16 protein-coding genes are annotated in these 16229 nt (G+C 47.6%); 10 read left to right on the forward strand and 6 right to left on the reverse strand.

Annotation, left to right across the window (positions count from 1 at the left end; genetic code table 11):
* Positions 1–69: 69 nt before the first annotated feature.
* From IM792_RS07550 to IM792_RS07560, 3 genes are read left to right on the forward strand one after another with little or no spacing between them, the layout of a single operon-like run.
* Positions 70–1017, forward strand: coding sequence for an NAD(P)-dependent oxidoreductase (locus IM792_RS07550; protein WP_194101217.1), 948 nt, complete (start codon positions 70–72; stop codon positions 1015–1017).
* Entirely contained in the window at positions 1011–1661 is a 651-nt protein-coding gene (locus tag IM792_RS07555) for a PIG-L family deacetylase (RefSeq protein ID WP_194101218.1), read from the forward strand. The genes IM792_RS07550 and IM792_RS07555 overlap by 7 nt, the downstream gene beginning before the upstream one ends.
* Positions 1658–2260, forward strand: a complete 603-nt coding sequence (locus IM792_RS07560) for a sugar transferase (protein ID WP_194101219.1) — start codon at positions 1658–1660, stop codon at positions 2258–2260. The genes IM792_RS07555 and IM792_RS07560 overlap by 4 nt, the downstream gene beginning before the upstream one ends.
* On the opposite strand, the gene IM792_RS07565 is transcribed toward IM792_RS07560, so the two are convergent.
* Positions 2261–3340: a glycosyltransferase family 1 protein gene (locus tag IM792_RS07565; RefSeq protein ID WP_194101220.1), complete on the reverse strand. Its 1080-nt coding sequence runs from the start codon at positions 3338–3340 to the stop codon at positions 2261–2263.
* 239 nt (positions 3341–3579) lie between these two features.
* Between IM792_RS07565 and IM792_RS07570 the strand changes: the two genes are divergently transcribed.
* A complete protein-coding gene (locus IM792_RS07570; RefSeq protein ID WP_194101221.1) occupies positions 3580–3915 on the forward strand; it encodes a hypothetical protein in 336 nt (111 codons plus the stop codon).
* 3 nt (positions 3916–3918) lie between these two features.
* Here the strand turns inward: IM792_RS07570 and IM792_RS07575 are convergent, their stop codons facing one another.
* Together IM792_RS07575 and IM792_RS07580 are read right to left on the reverse strand one after the other, a co-directional pair.
* On the reverse strand, positions 3919–4989 hold the full coding sequence (locus tag IM792_RS07575) for a glycoside hydrolase family 43 protein (protein ID WP_228084978.1): 1071 nt from the start codon (positions 4987–4989) through the stop codon (positions 3919–3921).
* 104 nt (positions 4990–5093) lie between these two features.
* Entirely contained in the window at positions 5094–5960 is an 867-nt protein-coding gene (locus IM792_RS07580) for a DUF808 family protein (protein ID WP_194101222.1), read from the reverse strand.
* A gap of 221 nt (positions 5961–6181) precedes the next feature.
* Here IM792_RS07580 and IM792_RS07585 point away from each other — a divergent pair, with 221 nt between their 5' ends.
* From IM792_RS07585 to IM792_RS07595, 3 genes are all read left to right on the forward strand, one after another.
* Positions 6182–6661: a hypothetical protein gene (locus IM792_RS07585; protein ID WP_194101223.1), complete on the forward strand. Its 480-nt coding sequence runs from the start codon at positions 6182–6184 to the stop codon at positions 6659–6661.
* Positions 6662–6674: 13 nt separating this feature from the next.
* The gene (locus IM792_RS07590; RefSeq protein ID WP_194101224.1) at positions 6675–7232 is read left to right on the forward strand and encodes a Crp/Fnr family transcriptional regulator; all 558 of its coding nucleotides are present in this window, start codon (positions 6675–6677) and stop codon (positions 7230–7232) included.
* Between the two features lie 90 nt (positions 7233–7322).
* A complete protein-coding gene (locus IM792_RS07595) occupies positions 7323–7712 on the forward strand; it encodes a RidA family protein (RefSeq protein ID WP_194101225.1) in 390 nt (129 codons plus the stop codon).
* Between the two features lie 70 nt (positions 7713–7782).
* Here the strand turns inward: IM792_RS07595 and IM792_RS07600 are convergent, their stop codons facing one another.
* From IM792_RS07600 to IM792_RS07610, 3 genes are all read right to left on the reverse strand, one after another.
* Positions 7783–8748 carry a hypothetical protein gene (locus IM792_RS07600; protein WP_194101226.1) on the reverse strand — a complete coding sequence of 322 codons (966 nt, stop codon included), beginning with the start codon at positions 8746–8748 and terminating at the stop codon, positions 7783–7785.
* Positions 8749–8857: 109 nt separating this feature from the next.
* The gene (locus IM792_RS07605; protein ID WP_194101227.1) at positions 8858–9706 is read right to left on the reverse strand and encodes an alpha/beta hydrolase; all 849 of its coding nucleotides are present in this window, start codon (positions 9704–9706) and stop codon (positions 8858–8860) included.
* 10 nt (positions 9707–9716) lie between these two features.
* Positions 9717–10583, reverse strand: a complete 867-nt coding sequence (locus IM792_RS07610) for an alpha/beta hydrolase (protein WP_194101228.1) — start codon at positions 10581–10583, stop codon at positions 9717–9719.
* A gap of 211 nt (positions 10584–10794) precedes the next feature.
* On the opposite strand from IM792_RS07610, the gene IM792_RS07615 reads away from it, so the two are divergent.
* Genes IM792_RS07615 through IM792_RS07625 form a run of 3 tightly spaced genes read left to right on the forward strand, consistent with a single transcriptional unit; the run spans position 10795 to position 16157 of the window.
* Positions 10795–11700: a DUF1338 domain-containing protein gene (locus IM792_RS07615; protein WP_194101229.1), complete on the forward strand. Its 906-nt coding sequence runs from the start codon at positions 10795–10797 to the stop codon at positions 11698–11700.
* Positions 11700–13238, forward strand: a complete 1539-nt coding sequence (locus IM792_RS07620) for an aldehyde dehydrogenase family protein (RefSeq protein WP_194101230.1) — start codon at positions 11700–11702, stop codon at positions 13236–13238. The genes IM792_RS07615 and IM792_RS07620 overlap by 1 nt, the downstream gene beginning before the upstream one ends.
* 3 nt (positions 13239–13241) lie before the next feature.
* On the forward strand, positions 13242–16157 hold the full coding sequence (locus IM792_RS07625) for an FAD-binding and (Fe-S)-binding domain-containing protein (RefSeq protein ID WP_194101231.1): 2916 nt from the start codon (positions 13242–13244) through the stop codon (positions 16155–16157).
* Positions 16158–16229: the final 72 nt, after the last annotated feature.

Genomic DNA, 16229 nt, shown 5'->3' on the forward strand with positions numbered 1-16229 from the left:
AAATTCTTTTTTCTCCCCGCTTATTGGGATTAATTAACGTATTAACTAAAAACTTAAACCATTAAAACTATGAAATGTGTTGTACTTGGCGCGTCCGGTTTTTTAGGAGCCGTGATTGTTAACGATTTGTTACAGCGTGGCGATGAAGTGATCGCTTTTGACAGGGGCTTGCGTAAACGTGACGTGATCACGGAGGCTTTTTCCCGCAACTACAAATTTATTGAAGGCACCATTATGGACAGGGAAGCCCTCACCTTAGCCTGCGAAGGTGCCGATGAGATATACCACCTGGCCGGGCAACTGGGCACCTCCGAGCTTGAATCGGCCATGAGGGGCGCTATCGAGGTGAATATTATGGGAGCCTTAAACGTGTTTGAGGTGGCCATAGCTTGCAAGGTGCCGAGAGTTTTCCTGGCATCAAAGCCTAACGTTTGGTTAAATACCTACACCATTACCAAGCATACCGCCGAGAAGATTGCCAACCTCATGACGAGGTATCACCCTATCCGCATCAGTGTGTTGAGGTACTTTAACCTTTACGGCGCAGGGCAAAAGCTGTACCCGGTACGTAAAATATTACCAACGTTTGCCATACAGGCTATGCGTGGACTGCCGATACAGGTGTATGGCGATGGTACGCAAACCGTTGATATGCTTTATGTAAAGGATGCCGCCCGTATTACGGTTGATGTAATGCGTAACAAGTACAATCCTAATACGATGGATTGCGGTACAGGCATTGAAATGTCGGTATTGGAAGTTGCCGAATCAGTGAACCGTTATTTTGGCAATACCGCCGGTGTTAAGCACATGCCTATGCGTATCGGCGAAACGCCGCACACCCGCCTGGTGGCTGATACCGCCGAGCTGGAAAAGGTTATCGGTAAAATAGATTATACGCCTTATGATGAAGCCCTTGCCGAATCATTATCCTACTACGAAAATATGGAAGCCCATAATGTAGATGCCGCGTTAAACTTTTATGGTTTCAGCCAACCGTTTAGTATGGCATGGTAGTTACGGGTAAAAACATATTAGCCATTGTAGCCCACCCTGATGATGAAACCATAGGTTGCGGTGGTTTTTTACACAAGGCATCAATAAACAATGCCAATTGCCGCGTGCTGCTGCCCTTGAAACGGGGAGATGAGCGAGGCGTAACACATTGGACAGATCTGGTTAGTCAGTTAACTGATGCCTGCGATATTTTGGGCGCTAAGCTGGTAATGCCTGCCGATATGGTTGACGACCTTACGGCCGAGCTTAATGTGCAGGCTATAAATCAAATTATTCACAGCCATGTGCAGTGGGCCGATATTATTGTGACCCACTGGCACGGCGATTCGCACCAGGCGCACCGGGCTTTGTACCGGGCGGTTGAGATAGCTACACGCCCCTTTAGGGTACATAAAACGGTGATGTTTTTTGAAGTAGCCACCTCAACCGATCAGGCATTTATTTATAATTTTTCGCCCAACTTTTTTGTGGGATTATCGACTGAGAATGTCGCCAAAAAAAAGACCGCGATGGATAAGTACAATACCGAGAACGAATTAGGCCGAACGCCTGAAAACCTGGAATACCTGATGCGTTTACGTGGCAGCCAAACCGGGATGGAATTTGCCGAAGCTTTTATGATAGCCAGACATTTTTGGGAATGATAGATCTGTTGGTACGCATACTGTGTTTTTTGATTTTGGTGTTGATAATGCCCCTGTTGCTGTTATTGGGCCTCATCATTAAAATAAGCTATCCCGGCAAAATATTTTACAGGCAGCCCCGCGAGGGTAAGCATGGCAGGGTTTTCAGGATATGGAAACTGCGTACTATGCGCGCCAATGCCGACCGGATCTTGGCCGATCTGTTAAAGAATGATGAGCAGAAAGCCCGTGAGATGCAGGATTTTGGTTGCTTGCGCGATGATCCCCGCATAGCGGGTAGCGTAGCCAAACTTGCCCGCCAGTTAAGTATTGATGAGCTGCCCCAGCTCATCAATATTGTAACGGGCGATATGACGCTTGTAGGCCCCCGCCCGCTTGAACTTTTTTTGGCCGAAAGCCTCGATGCCAAAAGCAGGGCTATACGCAATGCTGTAAAACCCGGCCTCACCGGGCTGTGGCAGGTAGGCCCCCGCAGCGATATCAACATCAGGCAAATGCAGTTTTATGATAAGCTGTATATCAAAAAAAAGAGCCTTCAGCTGGATATGTACATCATCTGCAAAACAGCGCAGGTGGTTATAAAACGCACCGGCATGTAGTTAAACGTATTTGGCCACGGCATTAAATAAAATGCCCGCGCTTTTATGCCAGTTAAAATAGGCGGCTCTGTCGTACCCGGCTTGTTTTAACTCTTGTAAACGTGTCGCGTTATTTAGCAGCCCCTTAATTTTGGCGGCCATATCGTTTACGTTTGTTGGGTCGAAATATGCCCCCGCGTCGGCAATAACTTCGGGCATTGATGCCGCGTTCGAGGCAATTACCGGGCAACCCAGATTCATGGCCTCCAACGGCGGAATACCAAAGCCCTCATACAACGATGGGAAGATGAACAGATCGGCATTAGCGTACAAATGCTTTAGCTCGGCATCGGTAACATAACCTAAATAAACCAGGTTATCCTTAGCTTCAGATGTTTCTAAGGTAGCCAGTTTGCCGCCCGCTATCAGTACGTTGTGGCTGGTTATGTCGGCAATTTTTAAGGCCTTGCTTAATCCCTGAAAGTTTTTGTGGAATGCCAAACTACCCACGCTCAGGCAATAGGGTTTATGTTTCTCAACCTTGTCAATAAATTCCTGACTTGGTTTTTCGTAATCCAGTATATGCTCACCGGCGTTGTACATCACCGTCATGTCCCGGCGGGCGGGCTTGAGGGTTTTATGCAGCTCCTGCTTTGAAAATTCAGATACCGTTACCACATGCTTTGCCCTTTTGTTAATAAGCGGCACCGCGAAGTTGTACCACTTGCTAAACGCAGGCGAAAAGTACTGCGGGTTTATCAGTACCGATGCATCGTGAATAACAGATATTTGGTTTGATTTTAGCAGCGGGGCAATGGTGCAAAAGTTAATAAGCATTTTACCCGCGGTATACAGGGGTAGTTCAAGCTGTTCCCACAAATTGCCTTTGAGTATGCCGCGCTTGGTAAGCTTGATGTGCTTTAGCTCAACGGGGTTGGCAATCTCGCCCGAATATAATATCTCGAGGGTGTATTTATCTTTATCTATCGCGCCCGAATCCAGCAGGTCATCCAGTGCTTTTATAAGCTCAAAAGCGGTACGCCTTATGCCGTTTAAAGGCACCGTCAGGAAGCGGCCATTGAGGTAGATGGTACGTTTCATTTAGTAGAGTGTTGGTGTGTTATAAGCAAGATAAGGCCTTATTAAATAACTAAATCGGGCTAAAGATATCGGTTTTTCGCTTTGCTTGCGCCCTAACAGCGTCAGGTTGTGAAGTCTATGTAAAGTTTTGTGAAGTATTAATAGCGCATTTCTCGCTGCGTAAATCTAAACCATAAGTTGGTCATCTGTACAACAAATGCGCCTGCTGATTGTCTTTATCATACAAAACATTTACCTGTATGAACGACGAGCAATTTCGCGAACAACACCAGCCGCTGCATGTACCGGCGCACTATGATAAGGCCGCGCCCTTAAAGGAACGACTGGCTTTTGCCCTTGCCGATCTGGGAGAGGGTACGGCCAATGAGGTGATTGACCACCTGCTTAAATTAGAGGGTGATACCGATGATGCCACCCTGCAAGCAGAGGCAAAGCAACAGCTTATTGACTGGAGCAACAACGGCTTGGTAACCGTAAATACCGAGCATCCCGAACTGCGCTACAACCTGCACAAAATAACCGAGGCCAACAGCGGCAGCGTAAATCCGCGTTTGTTGGCTCCGGGATTAGATTAGCGGTTATTTCTCGTTCGGGAAAGCATCCTGCAAGGCTTTGGCCTCCGCGGCTGTAAGCGGCGACAGGCTGCCGTGGCGGGCATCGGGCGGCAGGCTGATATCTTTCTCGATCGTCCAATGCAACAGATCGGGCGATGATGATATGCCGTAGTCGTCGGCCATCGGGTAATCATAATATAACAGCCAGGCTTTACTATTCAGCGGATCGGCCATTACGCTCGGGCCTTCGGTAATGGTGGGGGCTATCTGGCCTTTATTCAACGGGCCTTCAAACACCTTGTATGGGCCTTCCAATTTTTTTGATGTCGCTACGCGGATACCCCTGCGTTCGCAGGTTTTGGCGCCAAATTCTTCCTCTTTATGAAAAAGGTAGTACGTTCCCTTATGCTTTATCAGCGTACCATCAATCACCGAATACGGTGGCGCGAACAATACTTTTGCTGGGGTAAACGATTGCCAGTCCTTAGTTTTACAATACCACAACCGGCTTTGCTGCCAGCCCTCACTCTTAAAGGTTGACGACCATAGCAGCGTGTACTCCTTAGTCGCTTCATCATAAAAGTACTCGGGTGCCCAAATGTTGTTCACCAGGGCACCGGTTTCGTCGCGTACGTCTTTCATCAACGGCAAATACTTTTCAAACTGCCAGTGTATCAAATCCTTTGAGGTAGCATATATGCAGCTCGGGCCGAATGTTTTACGGTCGGGTGCATCCTTACCGCCGCCGGTGGCTACCAGCCGCCAAAGTCCGTCGGCACCCTTGCGGATGAACTGGTCGCGCATGTGCTGGTCCCACAGTGGTTTATTGTTGTTGATGGGTGTCCAATGCCTGCCATCGGTTGATAGGGCAATATGCAGCTGCGCCACCAGCATAGGGTTAGGTAAAGGCACCTCAACGGTTTTGCCCTGCGCGTCAATCTCTATACGGGTAGGGTAGCGCTGCCTGAAATAGGTAAGCATCCACACATCCTTTGATTGCGCTATGGTAAATTGTAGAGTTACGATGAACAGCATACCCGTTAGCCACAAGGCTTTTACAACAGGCATACAGCTTGATGGGCGGTGTGCTATCATATCAATTTAAGTATTGGTAATAATTTAATTGGTTGCTTTTGGCAATCTAAAAATAAATTATTGAACCCGCTTAAACTGTAATAATGCTGATACCCGGCAGAAAATTATTTCTTAAAGGCGGCCAGTGTTTTTTTACCCGCCATTTGCACGGCAACAGCTAACAAACCGGCTATGAGGCCTAACGCGAATTCTTTTAGAATGGCCGGCATTTCAGGGTAAAGATGATGGATGAACTCGATATTATGCACAAATATGCCTCCCGAAACCAGTATCAGCGCTATGGTACCCACAACGCCCAGCACACGGATAATTATCGGCAGTAATTTGATCAACCCTGAACCTATGGCTGATATAATGCCTTTATTGTTCGAGCTTTTCATCAGCGAATAACCGGCATCATCCATACGTACTATAAGTGCCACTATGCCGTAAACACCGATGGTTGCTAATAAGGCTACAATAAACACGGTAGCTATTTGCACAGTCAGGCTTTCATCAGCCACGCTGCCCAGGGCTATGATCACTATCTCTACAGATAAGATAAAGTCGGTAGTTATGGCCGATTTGATCTTGGTCTTTTCGGCATCGCTATTATCCTGTTGGGTTTCCTTAACCACTTCGTGTCCTTCCTTTTTGCGATGAAAAAGGAATTCGATGATCTTTTCAACACCCTCAAACGCCAGGTAAAAACCACCCGCTATCAAAATATACTTTATCGCTATCGGGAAAAAAAAGTTGAGCAGCAGCGCTATCGGGATGATGATAAGTTTATTGATCAGCGAACCCTTGGTAATGGCCCAAAGTACCGGCAACTCGCGGGATGACAGGAAACCGGTTGCCTTTTCGGCATTTACGGCAAGGTCATCGCCCAATATACCGGCGGTTTTGCGTGTGGCTACTTTTGCTGTAACCGCAACATCGTCCATCAATGCAGCTATATCATCCAAAACCGCGAAAAAACCTGAAGCCATGTGTAATTAGAGTGCTAAAATACGTTCAAACAATATATATCAATTAATATTATTGTTAAATTAAGCCATGTTAATTTGTTTTACTGGTTAACTCTGATACTTTTTAAAAGTTTGTTCTGTTAAATAAAGGTTATTTAAGCAAATGTTAAATAAATGGCTATAAGTTTTCTGTACCGGGCAAAATTTCTAAAAAGCAGGAGGTTATTATTAAATTTGCAGAGATGACCGACCTCAACGAATATGAATGCGAAATGCTGGATACCCTGCTCGAAGCATTCGGTATACCTGACAGCCTGACACGCAGGCAAATACTGGCCCTTTTTGATCAGGATGAAGCATCAGCATTTGCTATGGTGCAGGCCCTGCTGCGCGAGGAGCTGGTGGTGGTATCAGGCAGTTATGGCGAGTTTGAACTACCCGAGCGACTGATATTAAAGCCCAAAGGCGAAAAATTTTTGAAGGAAGGTGGCTTTATGCGCCGCTACCAAATGGAGCAGCAAAGGCAAAACGAGGTAGGTGGCACACTGGCTAAGCTACAACAGCAAAACATGCGCCTGCAAAACGAAAAGCTGGCCAACCAAACGCAGATCATCAACCAAAATAAAGCCCTCAACGTGCTGAAACTACGCATGTACATCAGTTGGGCGCTGATATTGGTAGCACTGATCATCGGTTATTTTATAGGCCACGCGGGTAAGTAAATGCCTTGTAAGGATGCATACCCTCAGAGAACATATTGAAAAGGTAGTGCCCTTAACCGACGAGGAATTTGCCTTTGTGCAGCAGCACTTCATCAGCAAAAAATATAAAAAGCACCAGTTTGTGATACAGGAGGGCGACAAGGTAATTTATAATTACTACGTGGTTTCGGGTCTGTTAAAGCTGGTACATACCGATGCATCTGCAAAGCAGCACATTATGGCCTTTGCCATGGAGGATTGGTGGGAGAGCGACCTGCTGGCCTACTATACCCAAACCCCGGCAACCATGAGCCTGGAGTGTATTGAAGATACAGAGGTGCTTAGCCTGTCGCTCCAAAATTTCCGCACTCTGTGTGCCGCCCTGCCTAAAATAGAACACTTCTTTCTCGAAAAATCCATTTATGGCTATATAGCCTCACAACGGCGTATACTGGAGTTAATGACCTCGACAGCGCAGGAGCGTTATGAGCAATTGCTAAAACAACGCCCCGCCTTACTACAGCGTGTACCTAAAACCCAGCTGGCCGCCTACCTCGGCGTATCGCGCGAAACACTGAGCCGTTTGGTGTGATGTACCTCACAGTATAATGGTGCGGTAGGTCACGGTTGTTTACGGCCAATTCTACGGAACTTTGTAATGTTTAATTAAAAAAGTAAAGCAATGGAAAAACGCATCATAAATCCGTGGGAGTGGCAAAACGGCCGCAACTATGTACAAGGGGTTGAAGTTAAAAATGTTCAAAGCACACTATACTGCGCCGGGCAGGCCGCGGTGGAGGCCGATGGTACCTCAAGCACCGGCGACATGGAAACCCAGCTTAAACTGGCCATACACAATTTGGAGCAGGTGATAAGCCAGGCAGGTTATGAGCTGAGCAACATAGTACGCTTAAATGTGTATACCACATCGCACGAAGAATTCTTCCCGCTCTTCCATATTTTGCAGGATTGGATAAGCCAGCACGGCATTAAACAAGCCAGCACCTTTTTTGAAGTGAAAGTACTTTTTGAAACCTTAAAGGTAGAGCTGGAAGCAACCGCGGTAAAGTAATTATCGGGTTGAAGTTATTGAAGAACGGAGTAGTATTACAGATGCTGCTCCGTTTTTTATGGTACATGGCCTAAAGCGCTATCTTCCACACCAGGTCAATACTGATCAAATGCTCATACCGGTTGGCGCCAGAAAAACTTATGAATGTTGGCCTGTAAATAACCCCGATGTTAAACGCGGGAACTATCTCATAATAAGCAGATGACACCAAACCCACCGAATACCTGTTTTTGCTGGTTTTGCCAATGTATGCCGACCGGTGTGTTACAGAATCAGTTTGCGTGCCGCTATCATTGTATTGAAATATGGTCCAGTTGTTTTTTGCGTAGGCGATGCCATACCCTAATGATAGCGCGCCTATTTTGTGATTGTTTGATACACTGCCATATATGGAGTGCATTTTGGTATGCGTGCTCCGGTAATCAACCCCAATCGGTACAAAAACCTCATTATCCATCACCGCGCTTATGGAGGCGTTAATGTATTGGTTGTTGGTATGGTAATGATCAAAACCTACTGCAATGCCCAAAAAGCCGGTGTTTATTTTAACACGCTCGTTGTCGGGGCTTAGCCTAAAGCTGTTGATATACGGCAGCGAAACATGCAGCAGGTTTTTACCCTTTTTGTTCTCCCTGTTGTGGTGGTAATACCTACTCAGCGTATCTGCCGAATTCACATAGATGTACGAGGGATATGAATATCTTTTGGATGATCTCATATCTACAAGCATACCCACGCCAAAATTAGCCGGAATGTTTAAATAATAAGCCCCGGAGTTATGGGCCTTAAGCGTAATGTTCTTGGTTATGCTATCGCTAACTATTTTTACTTTCACCGGTGCTTTGCCGCGGCGTAATACTATTTCGGCCTGGTTCTCGCTGGTTAGCAGCGAATCGTTATTAAAAAATAATTTTGAAGGCCGGGTAGTATAAACAGTTACCGTTTTATAAGGGCTGTTTATAAGGCGTGCGCAGGATGTAAGCAGGCACAGTATTACAGCAACAACAAGGTATGGTTTAAATGTGAGCAGGTTCATTGTATAGATTGAGCCTGTAATTTACGCTAATTCATCCGCAAAAAACAAATGGTAATTCCTGATGAATCCTTTGATAATGTGTTGTTTAAAATAGCGTAACCTGATGCGCTTAATTAAATCTGTCCTCGCCACTTATTACCCTATACGGTGTTTTAAAAAAGCCCGATACCACACGGTTAAATTCATCCTTGTAATTAACCAGGGTTGAGTGCCCCGAGTTAGGGATGATCCACAGGTACGATTGCGGGATGTGTTCGGCTATCTCAATGGTATGTTTGGTGGGTATGGCATCATGGTCGCCGCCAATAACCAATACTTCGCAACGTAATTTATGCAGATCGGCCAGTATGGTTTTAGGTTCAACCAGCATCATGTGGTTCACTTTGTAAGCATTTTTAAGGGCGGGTTTGTTGCTGATTTTTTTTAGCGAATCGCTGTATAGCTTATCTGTTTGCGCAATTACATCGTACACAAACGGATGCAGCGTTGTAGTATCGGGGCGAAGGTTGGCACCGGTAATGGCCAGTTTGCCCACTTTGTCCGGGTGCCTTAAGGCCAGGGCAAGGCCATTGATGCCGCCATCGCTCCAGCCTATCAGGTTAACTTTTGTAATGTGCAGGGTATCAAGCAAGGCATTCAGGTCGTCGGCCATCATATCATAGCTTAACGAATCGGCCGGGTCAACAGACTTACCCTGCGCGCGGCTATCAACCGCTATCACCTTATAGTTTTTAGCGAAGTACGGTATCTGGTTAGCAAAGGCACTGATGGAGCCGCCGTTGCCATGTACCAACAGCAGAGGTTTGCCGCTGCCATAGGTTTCGTAATACATTTTAAAGCCACGTATTTTTACGTACTTGCCCGCGGCGCTATTGCTGCCATATTTTTGCGCCCTGGCGGTAAAGGTAACACCGCATAAAAGCAGCAGTAGTAATAGTATATTATAAACGCGTATCATGTTATGCTGCTTAATTAAAACGTGCCTCGCCCTCAATTTTGCGGTAGGGTTTCTTGAAAAAATCGCTAAGGGTATTGTTAAACCAATCCTTTTTGTAGATGGGTGTCGCGTGGCCCGCGTTGGGTATTATCCACAGGTAGGAGTTGGGTATATTTTCGGCTATTTCAAGCGTGTGGCTGTTCTTGATCACGTCATGATCTCCGGCTATAACCAGCACCGGGCAATTAATTTTATGCAATGCCGATGCAGGTATATTGGGTTGATATGATAGCAGGTGCATCACCTTTGCCGTATTTTTCAACTGTGCCGATGGTGGTTTCATCAACTTAAGCGAATCTTGTATCTGGCGGTTCCAGCCCATGGCCATGCTGTATACCTGCGGGTCAACAGCGGTAGTATCAGGGCGAAGGTTAGCTCCGGTAAGGGCCAGTTTTTTCACCTTATCCGGGTGGCGCAAGCTGAGCAGCAAGGCATTGATGCCGCCATCGCTCCAGCCAAAAACATTTACGCTTTTAAGGTGCAGGGTATCCAACAGGGCATTCAGATCGTCAGCCATCATTTCATAACTTAATGAATCTGATGTGTCGACCGATTTACCCTGTGCACGGCTATCGGCCACAATAACCTGGTAGTTTTTGGCAAAATAAGGTATCTGCAAAACAAAGGAGCTTATTGAGGCGCCATTGCCGTGAATAAGCAGCAGCGGTTCGCCCTTGCCATAAGTTTCATAATACATTTTAAACCCGCGTATGCTGGCGTATTTCCCCGTCGCTGTGTTGCGCCCGTAAATGGTGGTATCCATCTCGGCTATCTGCGAATAAACACTGCCCGAGGCGAAAAGTAATATCGTTAATAACAAAAATCTGAGTGGGGGCATATGGGGCGGAATTGATGAACCTTTGTTGTTTATTATCGGTTAAGTATAAAGATAGAACATGTTTATATTATTTTACATTGATATGGCATATTAATTTAACAACTAAAGCGTGATAGTTTGTTATCTGTTAATTGAGCATATTTTGCAGATATTAGCTTTATAATTATAAACCCCGATGCCTGTTTAAAAGGTTCGCTTAAATATTCAGGATATGAGATTTGATGAGAAAAAACCATTGGATGTGTTGCTTAACGATCTGTTTGATCGCTATAGTGAGGGCGTGCCCGCCGTTAAGCAAATAACCGCCGCGCTGGTTAATAAGGGCGTGGTAAATTCGCAACAGGATATTGTGAACGATCATGTTGCCTTTCGCACTTTAGGGCTGCCGCACCTGGGCATAGCCTCGCTTGGTAAGATATTTTTGCATTACGGCTATACGCAGCGCGATCATTATCATTTTGAGAAGAAGAAATTGGATGCCTACTGGTTTTCACCACCCGAGCCTGTTTACCCGCGCATATTCATCAGTGAGTTACGTGTAGAGGAGCTATCGGCCGAAGCGCGGCAGATTATTCAAAAATATACCACCGCAATACACAGCGACCCGGTGGATGCGCTCGATCTGGATAATGGCGCCGAGGTAGCGGCATTTTTCCATCAACCTTTATGGCAACGCCCAACCAAAGCCGATTATCAGCAATTGCTGGCCGAGAATGAGTATGCCGCATGGGTAATTTACAATCGTTATTACCTTAACCACTACACCATTAGCGTGCATGCGCTTAAGGATGGTTACAATACTATTGAGGATTTCAATACCTTCGCAGAGGGTTTAGGCATCAGGCTGAATACCGAGGGCGGCAAGATCAAGACCAGCCCTGATGGTTTGCTGAGCCAAAGCAGCACCGTTGCCGAAATGAAGGAAGCGCTGTTTGCAGGCGGCGAAACGCTATCTATCGCAGGTAGTTACGTAGAGTTTGCCGAGCGCCGCCCGCTGCCCCAGTTTAGCCACATACCGGCAGCACAGCTAACCACCGCGCAACGCCGCGAGGGTTTTGAAACCGGCAATGCCGATAAGATTTTTGAAAGTACATACACCAATCAAACCAAACAATAATGGTTGATATACAACAGATATTAAGCAGATTACAGATAAGCGATATTAACCCCGCCTATAGCACCGGCAGTATTTGGGCCGATGTTAATAGCGATGATGCCCGCACCATATATTCTCCGGTTGATGGTAAGGCCATCGCAAAGGTAAATATGGCCTCGCAAGCCGGGTATGATACCGCCGTTGAACAGGCGCAGCAGGCCTTTAAAAGCTGGCGCACGGTACCCGCCCCCCGCCGTGGCGAAATAGTACGCCAAATAGGCAATGCCCTGCGCGAAGCCAAGGATGACCTGGGCGCGCTGGTAAGCTATGAAATGGGCAAAAGCTTGCAGGAAGGCCTGGGCGAGGTGCAGGAGATGATAGACATCTGCGATTTTGCTGTTGGGCAAAGCCGGCAACTATACGGCCTCACCATGCAATCTGAAAGACCGTTGCACCGCATGTACGAGCAATACCACCCGCTGGGTGTGGTGGGTATTATATCGGCCTTTAACTTCCCGGTAGCGGTATGGAGCTGGAATGCTATGCTGGCGCTGGTGTGCGGTAATACCTGCATCTGGAAACCATCCGAAAAAACACCATTGACGGCCGTGGCCTGTCAGCATATCATCAGCAAGGTATTTAAGGTTAATGATGTACCCGAGGGCGTTTGCGGCCTCGTTATCGGCGACCGTGAGGTTGGCAGCCTTATGGCTAATGATACACGGGTGGCGCTGGTTTCGGCAACCGGTTCAACCCGAATGGGCAAAGCCGTGGCAACCGCCGTGGCTGCACGATTAGGCAAGGTATTGCTTGAACTGGGCGGCAATAATGCCATCATCATAACGCCCGATGCTAATTTAGAAATGGCGCTTATAGGCACCGTTTTTGGCGCGGTGGGTACGGCTGGGCAGCGTTGCACATCAACCCGCAGGCTCATTATCCACAGCTCGGTTTATGATGATTTTAAGCAGAAACTGGTAAGCGCCTACAAGCAAATAAGGATAGGTAACCCGCTGGACAGCAACAACCACATGGGGCCGCTGATAGATACCGATGCAGTGAAGAACTACCTTGATGCCATTGAAAAATGCAAAGCCGAGGGTGGCAACTTTGTAGTTGATGGCGGTGTGTTAGATGGTGAGGGGTATGCGTCAGGCTGCTACGTTAAGCCCTGCATTGCCGAGGTGGAAAACAGCTACGCCATCGTTCAGCACGAAACATTCGCGCCTATTTTATACCTGATAAAGTACGATACTTTGGATGAGGCCATCGCCCTGCAAAACGGCGTGCCGCAAGGCCTGTCATCCGCCATCATGACCAATAATTTGCGCGAGGCGGAGCTGTTCCTTTCCGGCGCGGGATCTGATTGTGGCATAGCCAACGTGAACATCGGTACATCCGGTGCCGAAATTGGCGGCGCGTTCGGTGGCGAAAAGGAAACAGGTGGTGGTCGCGAATCAGGCTCTGATGCCTGGAAAGCGTATATGCGCAGGCAAACCAATACCATTAATTACTCAACCCAGCTGCCATTGGCACAAGGCATAAAATTCGATTTTTAGGGAATGCTCGATCACGGACTTCGGGAATTAAGGGAGGCGTTAACAGGCGAATTGTACACCGACGAACTAATGCGTGTACTCTACGCCACGGATGCCTCCGCCTACTCCGAAATGCCGCTGGCCGTAGCTATGCCCCGGGATGAGGGTGATCTGAAAAAGCTGATCGCCTTTGCCCATAATTATAAAACCTCACTTATACCCCGCACCGCCGGTACCTCATTAGCCGGGCAGGTTGTAGGCAAGGGTGTGGTAGTTGATGTATCAAAACATTTTACAGAGATAATTGAAGTAAATACCGCCGAAAAGTGGGTGCGTGTACAGCCCGGCGTAGTGCGCGATGAACTGAACCGCTACCTGCGCCCTTACGGTTTATACTTCGGCCCCGAAACTTCGACGGCCAACCGCGCCATGATAGGCGGCATGGTGGGCAACAATGCCTGTGGTTCCAATTCGCTGGTGTATGGCAGCACGCGCGATCATACATTGGAGGTTAAAGCCTTATTGAGCGATGGCAGCGAAGCGGTTTTCAGATCGATGAATTTTGAGGAGTTCATTGCCATGGGCGAGGGTGACACGCTCGAAGCATCGTTATACCGAACCATCAGGCAACAGCTTGGCGATTGGGAAGCGCAGCAGGAGATACGCCGCGAATTCCCGAAAGCCAGTATTAATCGTCGCAACACAGGCTACGCTGTTGATGTGCTGCTGAACAGTAACCCATTTACTGCCGATGGCGATGATTTTAATTTTTGTAAGCTGATATGTGGCTCCGAGGGTACGCTGGCTTTTATCACCGAGATAAAGCTGAACCTGGAAGAACTACCTCCACAAATAACCGGGCTGCTTTGTGTGCATTGCCCATCTGTTGACGCGGCCTTGCATGCCAACATTATCGCCCTTAAATATCAACCACGCTCGTGCGAGTTGATAGATCATTATATACTGGATTGTACGCTCGATAATCCATCCCAAGCACTTAACCGATTTTTTGTACAAGGCAGCCCCAAGGCTATTTTGGTGGTTGAATTATCGGCACAAAATTATGATGAACTGAATGCCATTGCCGCCGGGCTGGAGGCTGAATTGCGGCAGGGTGGTTTGGGCTATCATTTCCCGTTATTAACGGGTGCTAAGCAAAATTCGGTATGGTCGTTACGCAAGGCGGGGCTTGGCCTGCTAAGCAACCTGCCCGGTGATGAAAAGGCCGTGGCCGTTATTGAAGATACCGCCGTTGATGCCGCCGACCTGCCCGCTTACATAGCCGAATTTAATGAGATATTAGAGAAGCACGGTCTGTACAGCGTTTACTATGCCCACGCCGGATCGGGGGAGTTGCATTTGCGACCGATGCTGAACTTAAAGACCGCTGAGGGCGTGCGGAAATTCCGCATTGTAGCGCAGGAAATAGCCGGACTGGTTAAGAAATATCGTGGCTCGCTAAGCGGCGAGCATGGCGATGGACGCCTGCGTGGCGAATTCATTCCGCAAATGATAGGGGAGAAGAATTATAGCCTGCTGCAAGCCATCAAACAAACCTGGGACCCACAGGGCATCTTTAATCCCGGCAAAATAACCGGTACGCCACCAATGGATGAGTACCTGCGTTACAAACCCGGTCAGCAGGTGCCGCATATTGAAACCGTGTTCCGTTTTCGCGGGCAAAATATATTACAGCATGCCGAGCAGTGCAATGGCTCGGGCGATTGCCGTAAATCGCCGCAGGCGGGCGGTACCATGTGTCCATCGTACATGGCCACCCGTAACGAGCAGGATACCACCCGTGCCCGTGCCAATACGCTGCGCCATTACCTCACCAATTCGGCCAAGCTGAACCGTTTTGATCATCCCGAAATAAAGGAGGTGATGGATTTGTGCCTGAGCTGCAAGGGCTGCCGCTCGGAGTGCCCGTCAAGCGTGGATATGGCCAAGCTGAAAGCCGAATTTTTGCAGCATTATTATGATGCCAACGGCACACCCATGCAGGCTAAGCTGATAGCCGCGTTGCCCCGGCTCAATAAGTTGGGCATGGCCTGGCCGGGCTTATACAATTTCTTTACGGCTGATAATGCTATCGGTAACACACTCAAAAATAGCCTCGGCTTTTCGGCAAAACGTACTCTGCCCTGTCTTGCCCCGCAAACCTTGCGGCACTGGCATAAAAAGCAGCGTGATGGAAAGCAGAACGGCAAGCGTGTTTACTTCTTCTGCGATGAATTTACCAACTATAATGATGTAAGTATCGGCCAAAAGGCTATTCAATTATTACAGGCGCTGGGTTACGAGGTTATCATTCCGCAACATCTGGAAAGCTCGCGTACTATGCTCTCCAAAGGTTTATTAAGGCAGGCCAAAGCGGTGGCCGAACGTAATGTAGAATTGCTGGCTCCATTAATTAATGATGATGCGCCGATTATCGGTATCGAGCCATCGGCCATATTAAGCTTTAGGGATGAATACCCCGATCTGGTTCGCGAAGACCTTTTGCCTCAGTCGCAAACCCTCGCGAAAAATGCCTTGCTGTTCGAGGAATTCATCGCCCGTGAAGTAAATAACGGCAACATAACCGGCGAACAATTCACTGCCGAACATAAAGAAATACTGTTGCACGGCCACTGCCAACAAAAGGCCTGGAATGTACAAGCTGCATCGCAAACTGTGTTGGGTTTGCCGGTTAATTATAAGGTTGATGTTATTCCGTCGGGTTGTTGTGGTATGGCGGGTTCGTTCGGGTATGAGGATAAGCATTACGATGTTTCAATGCGCATAGGCGAATTGGTACTGTTCCCAACGGTGCGCAATGCCGGTGCCGGTACCATTATAGCCGCGCCGGGCACCAGTTGCCGCCATCAAATTAAGGATGGTACAGGCACCGTAGCCCTGCACCCTGCCGAGGTTTTGTGGGATGCACTGAAAAAGTAGAGCATTCTATACAATATGTCTACTAAAATATATTACTAAGAAAACAATTATACTATTAGATTATTTTAATAA

The organism is Mucilaginibacter sp. JRF (genome assembly GCF_015223065.1).
GTDB lineage: Bacteria > Bacteroidota > Bacteroidia > Sphingobacteriales > Sphingobacteriaceae > Mucilaginibacter.